The organism is Mesobacillus jeotgali (assembly GCF_900166585.1).
GTDB lineage: Bacteria > Bacillota > Bacilli > Bacillales > Cytobacillaceae > Mesobacillus > Mesobacillus jeotgali_A.
The window spans coordinates 1,541,689-1,553,937 of record NZ_FVZC01000009.1 but is presented as its reverse complement, the minus strand read 5'-3'; the positions used below and the strand labels follow the sequence as shown (position 1 = coordinate 1,553,937).

General features: G+C 41.7%; 14 protein-coding genes. 10 read left to right on the top strand and 4 right to left on the bottom strand.

Going from position 1 to position 12,249, the window contains the following annotated elements:
• Positions 1-14 precede the first annotated feature (14 nt).
• The 4 genes from hutU to selB all read left to right on the top strand — a co-directional run bounded on the left by hutU (position 15) and on the right by selB (position 6,233).
• Complete coding sequence (gene hutU, locus B5X77_RS17870) at positions 15-1,676, top strand: urocanate hydratase (protein ID WP_079509288.1); 1,662 nt, start codon at positions 15-17, stop codon at positions 1,674-1,676.
• Positions 1,677-1,770: 94 nt separating this feature from the next.
• Positions 1,771-3,057 carry an imidazolonepropionase gene (hutI, locus tag B5X77_RS17865; RefSeq protein ID WP_139378435.1) on the top strand — a complete coding sequence of 429 codons (1,287 nt, stop codon included), beginning with the start codon at positions 1,771-1,773 and terminating at the stop codon, positions 3,055-3,057.
• Positions 3,029-3,967: a formimidoylglutamase gene (gene hutG / locus B5X77_RS17860; RefSeq protein ID WP_079509287.1), complete on the top strand. Its 939-nt coding sequence runs from the start codon at positions 3,029-3,031 to the stop codon at positions 3,965-3,967. The genes hutI and hutG overlap by 29 nt, the downstream gene beginning before the upstream one ends.
• Positions 3,968-4,349: 382 nt before the next feature.
• Positions 4,350-6,233 carry a selenocysteine-specific translation elongation factor gene (selB, locus tag B5X77_RS17855; RefSeq protein WP_079509286.1) on the top strand — a complete coding sequence of 628 codons (1,884 nt, stop codon included), beginning with the start codon at positions 4,350-4,352 and terminating at the stop codon, positions 6,231-6,233.
• Positions 6,234-6,325: 92 nt separating this feature from the next.
• On the opposite strand, the gene B5X77_RS17850 is transcribed toward selB, so the two are convergent.
• Together B5X77_RS17850 and B5X77_RS17845 are read right to left on the bottom strand one after the other, a co-directional pair.
• Complete coding sequence (locus tag B5X77_RS17850) at positions 6,326-6,832, bottom strand: DUF3231 family protein (protein ID WP_079509285.1); 507 nt, start codon at positions 6,830-6,832, stop codon at positions 6,326-6,328.
• A 386-nt stretch (positions 6,833-7,218) separates the two neighbouring features.
• The gene (locus tag B5X77_RS17845) at positions 7,219-7,422 is read right to left on the bottom strand and encodes a hypothetical protein (protein WP_079509284.1); all 204 of its coding nucleotides are present in this window, start codon (positions 7,420-7,422) and stop codon (positions 7,219-7,221) included.
• Between the two features lie 238 nt (positions 7,423-7,660).
• On the opposite strand from B5X77_RS17845, the gene B5X77_RS17840 reads away from it, so the two are divergent.
• The 6 genes from B5X77_RS17840 to B5X77_RS17815 all read left to right on the top strand — a co-directional run bounded on the left by B5X77_RS17840 (position 7,661) and on the right by B5X77_RS17815 (position 11,590).
• A complete protein-coding gene (locus tag B5X77_RS17840; protein ID WP_079509283.1) occupies positions 7,661-8,275 on the top strand; it encodes a class I SAM-dependent methyltransferase in 615 nt (204 codons plus the stop codon).
• Between the two features lie 98 nt (positions 8,276-8,373).
• A complete protein-coding gene (gene dnaN, locus B5X77_RS17835) occupies positions 8,374-9,495 on the top strand; it encodes a DNA polymerase III subunit beta (protein ID WP_079509282.1) in 1,122 nt (373 codons plus the stop codon).
• 22 nt (positions 9,496-9,517) lie between these two features.
• On the top strand, positions 9,518-10,222 hold the full coding sequence (locus B5X77_RS17830) for a class I SAM-dependent methyltransferase (RefSeq protein ID WP_079509281.1): 705 nt from the start codon (positions 9,518-9,520) through the stop codon (positions 10,220-10,222).
• A gap of 17 nt (positions 10,223-10,239) precedes the next feature.
• Complete coding sequence (locus B5X77_RS17825; RefSeq protein ID WP_079509280.1) at positions 10,240-10,704, top strand: NUDIX hydrolase; 465 nt, start codon at positions 10,240-10,242, stop codon at positions 10,702-10,704.
• 42 nt (positions 10,705-10,746) lie between these two features.
• Positions 10,747-11,127 carry an HIT family protein gene (locus B5X77_RS17820; RefSeq protein WP_079509279.1) on the top strand — a complete coding sequence of 127 codons (381 nt, stop codon included), beginning with the start codon at positions 10,747-10,749 and terminating at the stop codon, positions 11,125-11,127.
• Complete coding sequence (locus tag B5X77_RS17815) at positions 11,108-11,590, top strand: NUDIX domain-containing protein (protein ID WP_079509278.1); 483 nt, start codon at positions 11,108-11,110, stop codon at positions 11,588-11,590. Before B5X77_RS17820 ends, B5X77_RS17815 begins: the two co-directional genes overlap by 20 nt.
• 83 nt (positions 11,591-11,673) lie before the next feature.
• On the opposite strand, the gene B5X77_RS23850 is transcribed toward B5X77_RS17815, so the two are convergent.
• Together B5X77_RS23850 and B5X77_RS23845 are read right to left on the bottom strand one after the other, a co-directional pair.
• The gene (locus tag B5X77_RS23850) at positions 11,674-12,048 is read right to left on the bottom strand and encodes a hypothetical protein (RefSeq protein WP_257391910.1); all 375 of its coding nucleotides are present in this window, start codon (positions 12,046-12,048) and stop codon (positions 11,674-11,676) included.
• Entirely contained in the window at positions 12,000-12,224 is a 225-nt protein-coding gene (locus B5X77_RS23845; RefSeq protein ID WP_257391850.1) for a class I SAM-dependent methyltransferase, read from the bottom strand. Before B5X77_RS23845 ends, B5X77_RS23850 begins: the two co-directional genes overlap by 49 nt.
• Positions 12,225-12,249 lie beyond the last annotated feature (25 nt).

The following is a 12,249-nucleotide window of genomic DNA, read 5'->3' as shown; positions in this document are numbered from 1 at the left end:
GAGGAGTGGAAAATATGGCAATCGAAGCGAAACATAATATTAAAGCAAAAAAGGGTCTGGAACTGGAATGTAGAGGCTGGGAGCAGGAAGCGGCTTTAAGAATGCTTTATAACAATCTGGATCCTGAGGTCGCAGAAAAGCCACAAGACCTGGTAGTTTATGGCGGGATAGGAAAAGCTGCAAGAAACTGGGAGGCGTTTGATGCAATTGTTGAAACCTTAAGAAGGCTTGAAAATGATGAAACGATGCTCGTCCAATCTGGTAAACCGGTCGCTGTTTTCAAAACCCATGCGGCTGCACCAAGAGTATTGATTTCGAATTCGGTATTAGTCCCTAAATGGGCAAATTGGGACCACTTTCATGAACTTGATAAAAAAGGCTTAATGATGTATGGCCAGATGACAGCTGGAAGCTGGATTTATATCGGATCACAGGGCATCCTGCAGGGAACATATGAAACATTCGCTGAAGTTGCGAGACAGCATTTTGGCGGTACGCTGAAAAGCACAATTACATTGACTGCGGGTCTAGGAGGAATGGGCGGAGCGCAGCCTTTGGCCGTAACGATGAACGGAGGGGTATGTATTGCCGTCGAAATTGACCCTGAGCGTATCCAGAAACGCATTGATACCCGTTATTGTGATAGAATGACCCATTCTATCGATGAGGCAATTCAGTGGGCAAAAGAAGCAAAGCTCAAAGGTGAAGCGCTTTCTATTGGCCTGGTCGGCAATGCGGCAGAAATCCACCTTGATCTTTTGAAAAGAAACTTCATGGTAGATATTGTAACCGACCAGACTTCAGCCCATGATCCATTGAATGGCTATATTCCTGTCGGGCTAACTTTAGAGGAGGCAGCAAAATTCCGGGAAGAAAACCCGCATGAATATGTGAAGCAATCTTCCCTGTCAATGGCTAAGCATGTAGCCTCCATGCTTGAATTCCAGCGCAGAGGTTCAATAACTTTCGATTATGGAAATAATATTCGCCAGGTGGCCAAGGATCATGGTGAAGAGCATGCTTTTGATTTCCCGGGATTTGTTCCAGCATATATCCGTCCGCTTTTCTGTGAAGGAAAAGGGCCTTTCCGCTGGGCAGCTTTATCAGGAGATCCTGCTGATATCCACCGGACAGATGAACTCATTAAAGAACTTTTTCCTGAAAACAAAGCCCTTCAGCGCTGGATTGACATGGCTCAGGAAAAAGTTGAATTCCAGGGTCTGCCCTCGAGAATTTGCTGGCTGGGATATGGTGAGCGAGTGAAGATGGGTTTGGCAATCAATGAATTGGTGCGTACTGGTGAATTGAAAGCTCCGATTGTAATTGGACGCGACCATTTAGACAGCGGATCTGTTGCCTCTCCAAATCGAGAAACTGAAGCCATGAAGGATGGCAGTGACGCGGTTGGTGACTGGGCAATACTGAATGCACTTGTAAATGTCGCTGCGGGCGGCTCGTGGATTTCTGTGCACCATGGTGGCGGAGTAGGTATGGGCTATTCTCTTCATGCAGGTATGGTCGTAGTGGCAGATGGGACTGAGCTTGCTGAAGAAAGACTCAGAAGAGTACTGACCACTGACCCAGGGATGGGGGTAGCACGCCACGCCGATGCAGGTTATGAAAAAGCGATTGAAACAGCAAAAGAAAAGGGCGTAGATATCCCAATGCTTCCATAAAAAAGACTGCCGGCAAGGGGAATGCCGATTCTCCTTAAAGCAGCAATCTTAATGAACGTGATACTGAATTTTACAGAGGAAGACGGAAAGGGTGATTGGATTGACATACGATTTAATAGTGCACAATATTGGCCAGTTAATTTTGCCCAGGAGTTCTGAAAATCCGCTAAAAGGGAAGGAAATGCAAGATCTGGCTGTAAGTGAAGATGCCGCATTAGGAGTCGTAAATGGGAGGGTAGCCTGGCTGGGTTCAAGTTCAGATTCTGCATCCTTTAAGGCTTTAGAACGAATTGACGCCAAGGGAAGGGTTGTTTCACCAGGTCTTGTTGACCCGCATACTCATCTGGTTTTTGGAGGGTCTCGTGAGCACGAACTTTCATTAAAGCAGGCTGGTGTTCCGTATTTAGAAATATTGGCTAAGGGCGGAGGAATATTGTCCACTGTCTCAGCCACTAAAAATGCTTCGGAAGAAGAATTGTTTGAAAAGGCATCATTTCATCTTGAAAGAATGATTTCCTATGGAGTTACAACCTTGGAAGCCAAAAGTGGGTATGGACTGGATGCGGATACTGAACTCAAGCAATTAGGGGTGATTCAAAGATTGAAAGAAAAATACCCAGTCTCGATAATATCGACATTCCTTGGTGCCCACGCTGTTCCACCTGCCTTTAAAGGGAAAGAGGATAAGTTTCTCGAGGAAATGTCGCTATTATTTAATGAAGTCAAAGAATCCGGTCTCGCGGAATACGTTGATATCTTCTGCGAAACGGGGGTTTTTACGGTCGACCAATCGAGAGAGTTTTTACAGAAAGCAAAAGAAATGGGCTTTGGCGTAAAGATCCATGCGGATGAAATTGATCCGCTTGGCGGTGCCGAACTGGCTGTATCTCTGGGAGCTGCCAGTGCAGATCATCTTGTTGCAGCCTCTGATGAGGGAATAAAAAAGCTGGCAGAAGGAAATACAGTAGCTGTTTTATTGCCAGGTACGACGTTCTATCTTGGGAAGGACCATTATGCAAGAGCCAGGAAGATGATTGAAGAGGGCGCAGCAGTCGCCTTGGCAACCGATTTCAACCCCGGCAGCTGTGTGACTGAAAACCTGCAAATGATTATGTCACTCGCAGCTTTGAAACTTAAAATGTCAGCTGAAGAAATCTGGAATGCCGTTACCATCAATGCAGCCCATGCAATCGGAAAGGCCTCAGAGGCAGGAACTTTGAAGATTGGACGCGCTGCGGATTTCGTCATATGGGATGTTCCTAATTATAAGTACATTCCATATCACTATGGTGTGAATCACGCTCAAAGTGTTTTCCGATCAGGCAAATTAATTTGGGAGAGGATGGCTTACAGTGGAGTTCAGTTATCTTCAGCCAGGTAAGCCGCCAGTATTTAAGGACCGTTACGTTACAAAGGTTAATGAGTGTTTAACTTCCTTTTCAAAAGGTGCAAAAGGGGAAATCGGATTGATTGGCCTTCCTTTCTCTAAAACATCTATCTCTTTTTCAAACGCATCAGATGCTCCAAGAAGTATCAGGGCAAGCCTGAGTGCCTTTTCCACGTACTCTGGGGAAAGAAAGAAGGATTATAAGAATATAAAGCTAATTGACTTTGGCGATGTACAAACCCACCCAACTGACCTGGAGGAATCCCTTGAGAGACTCCGCATAAGCGTCTCGGAAATGCTTACCTGGAATGCATGCGAAAAATATATTATGCTCGGTGGAGATCATGGAGTCAGTTACCCTTCCATCAGGGCTTTCAAGGAACGTTATGGAGAAATTGGAGTTATTCAATGGGATGCACATCATGATGTCAGGAATCTGGAGGATGGCGGACGGACAAACGGCACTCCATTCCGCAGCCTCATTGAAGGCGGCCATCTCAAGGGCGAGAATCTTGTACAGATAGGGATTCGTGATTATGCGAACGCGAAGGAATATCACGATTATACCAAAGAAAAAGGGATCACTGTCTTCACAATGGAAGATTTAGAGAGAACCGGTATTGTCTCAATAATAGAAAAGGAACTTGACAGACTTTCAAAATCAGTAAATATAATCTACTTGTCACTGGATATGGATGTCGTAGACCAGGCCTTTGCGCCGGGATGCCCGGCAATTGGTCCCGGTGGGATAACCAGCAGGGAACTGCTGACAAGCATTTCTGCCGCGGCTTCATTTGAAAAAGTGAAAGCAATGGATATCGTGGAAATTGATCCTTCGAAAGACTTCCGTGATATGACGAGTCGGCTGGCCGCGGCCGCTATGCTGCGTTTTATGTATAACTGATGATGCTGAACTAAAACAGCCTGCTGACCAAAAACGTCTGCAGGCTGTTTTTATTATAATAGTGAGAATTAGGCTGGCAGACAGAATCTTAAGCCAGGTTGCTGAGATGATTTCTTTTCAGAAGTGACTGGCTGTATTTTTCAGAAAGCCTTTAAATAAGACGAAGGGAAAATACAGAGTGATTTGCTGGATTGTTACTTATGGAAATCGGCGGAATTGCCGTAAAACAGAAAAAAATTTCCGCAAGAGAAGCTTTAGGGATTGGCAATGGATGTTAAAGATTACTCTCATGTGCATTATAATTGTCTAATTTTCGTTGCTTGAACTATTTTGCTTTTAAAGTTAGAGTTATTTTATATATAACAAAAGAAGGTGTCGGCAATTGAGCAAGAGGTATTTTACCATTGGCATGGCAGGTCATATAGACCACGGTAAAACGTCGTTGACTAAGGCGTTGACGAATGTGGATACTGACCGCCTCAAAGAAGAGAAAGAACGGCAAATTTCCATAGAACTTGGCTTTGCCCCACTTTATGAAGATGAAGAATTACAAATTTCGGTTGTGGATGTCCCAGGACATGAACGCTTCATTCGCCAAATGATTGCGGGTGTTGCTGGTATTGATCTCGTCGTTCTTGTTGTGGCAGCAGATGAAGGTGTCATGCCGCAAACCCGGGAGCATCTGGACATTCTTGGATTCCTAGGGATACGTTCTGGCATTATCGCGATTACCAAGGTAGATAGAGTGGAAGAAGAATTTATTGAGCTGGTGAAAGACGACATCTTAGGCGAGCTTGAAGGTACAGTCTTTGAAAACGCTCCTTTTATGATGGTCGATAGCCTGTCTAAAAAAGGAATTCCTGAACTGAAGGAACTGATCATCGGAACGCTTAAGGATCAGGAAATGCGGGATGTAAAAGGTGCCTTCCGTCTGCCCATCGACCAGGTCTTCACGGTTAAAGGACAAGGGACCGTTGTCAGGGGTACTGTTTACGAAGGGACGGTTGAAGAGGGACAACAATTGATAGTCCTGCCTTCAGGTCTGGAAGTACGTGCCAGACAGCTGCAGGTCCATCATCAGCCGGCAAAAAAAGCATTCGCTGGACAGAGAGCTGCGCTTAATCTTTCGGGTGTTTCAAAAGACGATTTAGAGCGCGGCGAAGTTTTGGTTTCTTCTGAGCATTTTATCGTCACCAGTACAATTGATGTTGCAATCAGAGTAGTAGAGGACCTTGAACATCTGGTAAAACAAAGGACCCCAATTAAGTGCCATATTGGCACTGCTGAAGTAATGGGAAGGATAGTCTTTTTCGACCGGAATGAACTTAAGGAAGAAAACGGAGAAATCCTATGCCAGCTCCGGCTGGAAGAAAAAATCGTCACCAAGCGAGGAGACCGCTTCATCATCCGGAGGCCAAGTCCGCAAGAGACAATAGGTGGCGGTTGGGTAATTGACCCTCGAGGAAACAAGTATCGATTTGGGCAGCAGACAATCGAAGAACTGGAAAAGAAGAAGGCAGGCACACCAATTGATAGGATTAATGCTGCATTATACGAAGCAAAAAGCCTGACGATTGAGGAACTCATAAAGCGGACCGCTCTTGATGAAGCTTCGATTTTGTCCAACCTGAAAGACGACCAATTTGTCAAAATATCAAATAAGGAATATGCCCTTAAAGCGGATATTGAGATAATTGAAGAAGATATCATGGATCGATTAAATGATTTTCACCAGGATAATCCGATGCGTCCTGGCATGAATAAGGCCGAACTATACCAAACCTTGCAAAAATCTTTTTCTAAGACCCTGTTAGATTTCATAACTGAAAATGGAGTTATCAAGGGATTATATGCTAGAAAAGATCAATTTATATCACTGGCAAGCTTTGCTCCACATGTTCCAAAGAACTGGGAAAAACGTACAGAGGGTATGCTAAGCGAGTTAAAGAAAGATGGCTTGAAGGTTGCTTATTTAAACGAATATATTACTCATGCAGGAATACCTGACTCCATTGCCTTTGAATTGAAACGTTTCCTTGAGGAACAGGGTGAAATAGTGATGCTTGATGATCAGTATGCATGGCATGGCACCCATTTTACTGAAGCAGTCAACAAGCTGAGAGAACATACAGGAGATGAATTTGAGGTGGCTCAGGCAAAGGAAACAGTCGAGTTATCCCGAAAATACATGATTCCTTTTCTCGAGCGTCTTGATGCACTTGGATATACGAGGAGAATCGAAAACAAGAGGGTATGGAGAAAGTAATGATCGTGGGTGTTACAATCAAACAAAAAACAGCAGATCGATTGATCTGCTGTTTTTTGTTATAGTTATTGTTTACATAATATTATTATTTTTTACTCTGTAGATTTTACCTGCAGTGGAGGAGGGATAAGCCAGCCTTTTGTTTTATTTAACTTCAGCATTTTTGCTCCAAATTGAGCTTTTGCCATATGGAACTGGCCATACATCAATGCGATATCCTCCCTGATTGACTGTCCAATCATAGTGCTTGCTGCTACTAGACCTTCTGCAACATCCTTTGAAACTGCTGCCGAAATTTCAGGGTCACTGAACCTTGCTCCTGGAGGAATATCTTCAAGATGGGCAACTGGACGTTCAGGTGGTGATGGAGGAAGCCCGATACCATTTGTTTTAAGCAATTCCTCAACCTGCTTATTTTCCTCCTGCATCGTGTCAATCGCTTCTTGAACCAGCTTTTTAAGATCCTCATCACCAATATGATTGATAAATGTCTGGTATCCTGCAATTAGGCCATGATTCACAGATAAATGAGTCCACGCCCCAAATACCTCACCATAATGCATAGGCTCATCTTTAGGATTTCCGCTTAAAATTCCCATAATCGCACTCCTTATTGTGTTCATATTCATATTTTTCTCCTTGGAAAAGGAAATAGTCAACACAGTTATTTTTGCTTAAATGAGAAAAATGATACATATATTTTTGTGAATGATTGGACAGGAGAGGAAAGGACCATTCAGCACTCGGATTCGGACGAGATAACAGTCCAAAAACGGACTTTAAACGAAGTTAAGTCAGGTTCGGACAAAATACCAGAGCCAAGCCAAGGTTTTGTCTGAAGTGAAAGCATTGTTCCACCAACAAAAGCATGGAGCCAAATAAAATTTTGTCCGAAGTCTAAATATAGGCCGCAATGTTTATTTAAGGGAGAATAGGTCAAAGAAATACAACAGCATATTGTACCTGATAACCCCTAGCACCTTATTTATTCGCCAAAGAAACCTTCATATATTCTGGAGAGATCGTCCCTGAGTTTTTCAACCTGTACGATTCTTGCCTCTCTTAAATATTCCCGGCCATCTGCATACAAGACAAGAACGGGTACAGTAAAGGCCATAAGGAATCCTGCTATTTCTTCGATCTTGCCGGCATTGACCAGGCCTGTCGCGATTTTTGGGAAATCCTTCATGACTTCCTCAACCTGAGGAAGCAGTCCATGGCATACGCTTCAATTGTCAGTCAAAACATAAATAAAGCTTAATTCTTTATCACTGATTAAACTCTTTACTTCTTCCATTGATGTTAATTCTCTCATTAAAAAATCCACTCCTTTTTCTTGGTCTCCATTTAAAAATAGAATAGCCTGATGTTCTTTAATCATACTAAAAAAAGGGTAATGGGTATAATGATTAGGAAGGAGTGGTTCGATGGATAATTCATGGCATGCCCGTTTTGGCTCGGAACATTATGTGTATGGTGAAGAGCCAAATCAGTTTGTAAAAGAACAGTCATACAGATTGGAAAAGGGAAGTAAAATCGCAGCCTTTGCTGAAGGAGAAGGACGGAATGCAGTTTACCTTGCAAGGCAGGGGCATGAAGTGACGGCTTATGACTATGCAGAAAATGGCCTGAACAAAACGGAGGCCCTGGCTGAGCGTTATGATGTAAAAGTCAGCACAGTACTTAAAGATTTAATACATGACTCGGTACCGGTTGAGGAATTCGATGCAGCGATTATGGTTTTCGGTCATTTTCGTAAAAATGATCAGAAGAATATCTTTGGAAAACTCGTTTCTACTGTGAAGCCAGGAGGCATCATTTTACTCGAAGTATATTCAGAAGACCAGGTTCATTATGGCACAGGAGGACCCAAAACGGTAGAAATGCTTTACGACCCATCTGATGTTCTTGAGTGGATTAAAGGCCACAAGAATTTGCATTTCTTTTATGGAGAACAGGAAAGAGTTGAAGGGGAATTGCACACGGGTACAGGCCATGTTATTCAGGTAATAATTAAAAATATGAAACAAAATGAACAATGAGTGACTCTTCTTTATAGGGTCACTTTTTTGGTTTTTACAAGGATTTTCCAATAAAATGTCGAATTAATATATATGAAAAACCTGGAAAGGAAGGATTCATGAAATTCATTATAAATAGTACTTATTTTTATGAGGCGCTATCTAATTTATCAAGGGTTGTTTTGACTAAGCCTGTTCAGCAAATTTTGAGCAGTATAAAAATTTTAGCCCATTCTGAAGGATTAACGCTGATTGTCTGCAATCATGACCTGTTTCTCAAAGAGGAGTTAAAAATTGGTCCTGCCGGAAACCTTATCATGATTGAACACGGCAGTTTTGTAGCACCTGCAAGATATCTGGCGGAAATGATAAAAAAAATACCAGGGGAAATTACCGTTCAAACGAGCTCAAATAATAAACAACTTGTTTTAATGACTGAAGAACTCAGGATTCAACTGAGTGGCTTCAATAATGAGCAATTTCCTCAATTGCCCGAAATGAAAAATAGTAATAGTCTACAGATTCCGGCTATCCACTTGCGGGAGATTGTCAGAAAGACCGCATTTGCGGCTTCTATAAAAGATACTCGCCAGGTTCTAAATGGGGTTTTGATATCGTTCCTGGATAACAAAATCCAGTGCACAGCAACAAATTCTCACAGATTGGCTATGAGCGAAATTAAAATGGAGACTTCTATTTCTGGTTCCTTCATCATTCCTCTTTTCTCGATAAGAGAAATTGTAAGATTATTCAAGGAATCGGAAACTGTCTCCATCCATGTGTCTGATAATTATCTAGTTTTTGAATCAGAATATGTATCCTTGTACACAAGATTGATTGAAGGAAATTATCCTAATCTCTCCAATATCATTCCATCTGAATCGAAAACAACCATCACCGTCTTTACCAGACAGTTACTGGAAGCAATTGACCGTGCCAGCTTATTTACTCGTGAAGAAAGACATAGCAATGTAAAACTCGAATTGACAATAAGGGGGGAACTTAGGGTTGCTTCCTATTCTTCTAATTTAGGAAACACAGAGGAAACCCTTAAAATCATCAATCTGACAGGGTGTCCTGAGGTATTGGTTACCTTAAATAGTAATTTTCTGATTGAGGCTCTTAAATCGATTTCGGGAGAAGAAATTACCATGAGTTTCTCAGGTTCTATGAAACCGGTCATAATAAAGCCGAACAGCAATGAACGACACTTCCATCTGATATCGCCTGTCAGGGGATAGCCAAGGATTAAGGAGGAGAATGATGAAAGAAACCATTTATAGCTATGATGATCTATTGGTGATGCTTGACCATTTTTTAAGTGATGAAAGTAAGTTCAATTGGGACGTTTTTTATTCTGACAGGGAGAGAGGGATTCCTTTTTTTGAAAATTATCCTGACGAGAACTTAGCAGAATATTTGAAGACAAAGATTATTAAGGCAGGCAAAGTATTAGAATTGGGCTGCGGTCCAGGGAGAAATGCTATCTACTTAGCAGAGAATGGTTTTTTAGTGGATGCTGTGGATCAATCTGAAGTTGGTTTAAGCTGGGGAAAGGAAAGAGCATTTGAACAGAAAGTGAGTGTGAACTTTATACGGCAAAATATCTTTGATTTGCATATAGAGGAGGGTTCATACGACCTTGTCTACGATTCGGGATGCTTTCATCATATTCCTCCGCACAGGAGAATGGATTATATTGAACTAGTAAAGCGTGCTTTAAAGCCGGGAGGCCATTTTGCCCTTACTTGCTTTGTTGTGGGAGGTAAACTTGGCGGGGCCGGCATATCTGATTGGGAAGTCTACAGAGGCAGGAGCATGAGGGGAGGATTGGGTTTCACGCAAGAAAAACTGCGTGAAATCTTTCGTGACTTTGAATCTGTGGAAATCAGGAAAATGAGAGACAAGACTTCTGACCAGCGATTATTTGGAACCAGTGAATTATTGGCAGGATTATTTAAAAAATAAGCAATGGAGTGAAATTATTGGGATATATCGCAGAACTAAGAAAATTGGTTGGTCATCGGCCCCTAATATTACCCGGGGCAGTAGTGATGGTTTTCAACGAAAAAGATGAATTGCTGCTTCAGCTTAGGAGTGATGGAGGCTGGGGCCTCCCGGGAGGTTTGATGGAATTGGGAGAAAGCCTTGAGGAAACAGCTAGGAGAGAAGTTCAAGAAGAAACGGGGCTCATTGTAGGCTCTCTCCAGCTTGAAGGGGTATTCTCTGGTAGTGAATACTATTTAAAAGTGGCGAACGGGGATGAACTTTACTCCGTTACAACTGTTTATTCAACAAGAGAGTATGAAGGAATACTGAAAATTGATGACTGTGAATCTATTGATCTGAAATTTTTCAGGTTGGACAATTTGCCGAAAGAGTTGCAGCTGGGTTATTTAAAGTATATCCAGGCTTATATAAATCAAAAAAAACACTTAGTCCAATACTAAGAGGATTGTTGTGTCAGTGGATTTTGTTAGGAGTATTTGGAGATGGTTATTGATACATGGGAAGATTTTTATTGTGATGAAGTTCTTTCTGGTAAAACCCCCGTTAATACTGTTCAGGAATCAGAACATAGTCTGGCTTTTTACCATACCCGTCCATATTATGAAATACATATAATTGTCATTCCGAAAAAACATATACATTCTTTCTTGACTTTAACTGATGATGAAAAGGAAATTATGGATGATGTACTTCAGATTTTAAGGGATGTGGCTGGCAGACTAGAAAAAGAACATGGTGCCTGTACTATTTCTACTAATATAGGAAACTACCAAAGCAATAAACATATGCATTGGCATGTTCACTATGGAGCGAGAATTCGTGACGAAAAAGGGCGGCTGTTTAATGGTAAGAGGCAAAAATAATGGTTTTGAATTGATTGGAATCAATAACGTTAGCGAACCGGAATTGGAAGACATTCACCCGCTTGCCGGCTCTTTTGCGATCATTGAAATAGAAGGAAGTTATCTTCTGGGGTACAATAGTTTAAGGAATCAATGGGAACTGCCGGCAGGAAAAAGGGAAGAAGATGAAACACCATTGGAGTGTGCAAAAAGAGAGCTATCCGAAGAAACAGGTCAGATTGTTGAAGATCTTCAGCTAATCGGGTTAGCCAGGGTTAAAAATCTTAGGTCTCAGTATGAAAAGTTCAATCCCTTGTATTTTGCCACGATACATTCTCTAATGCCTTTTAAACGAAATGAGGAAACGACTAAAATAATGTTATGGAATTTTAGTGGCAACATAACCATCGACCAGGTGGATCTGGCGATTTTGCAATTTATTGTCAAGATTAGGCGGGAGCATAAAGCCAAGGACAAAATATAATGTATTTTTTATATGAAAGAAACTTATTAAAGATCGACTTGAAAAGGGCTTGTAATTAAGTCCTTTTCTTATTGGCCTGTATTCTATCGTTTCTCACATTTAAAAATGATAGTCGTAGGAACTGCCTTGACTTTGTCCCAGTTATACCACCTGTTCGCATCTCTTATCAATAAATCTTCAGAAACTCTGATTTCCTCTATTATTCTTTCGATTTTAAAACCAGTTTCAACAAGTGTATTTACATAGGTGCTAATTTTAAGCTGCTGCATGATTACTGGAAGTTTCCAAGCCTCATGGTCATAGGCTCCTTCTTCATGATAAGGTTTATTGAATAATAGTCCATTCTCTGAAATATGTACTCGGCTAAACAGAGGATGCTCCCAGCTGAAAATGAAAATGCCGCCTGGCTTCAATAATAATGAATGTTCGTATGTGTCTTTTCTAGATTGGTTGTCCATCCAAGAGCAAAAATAGAATAGATAATATCAAAATAGGATGGTGGAATTCCTGGGTTAGACTCCATTGGGGATTGAAACAATTTAACCTTTGTATCTCGCAGTAATTGCTTCGCTGACTCAATCTGTGAGCTGGAAAGATCAAGGCCCCATAGCTCTGCGGCATTTCTTCCATGCATGTATTTAAGTGAATGTCCACTGCAG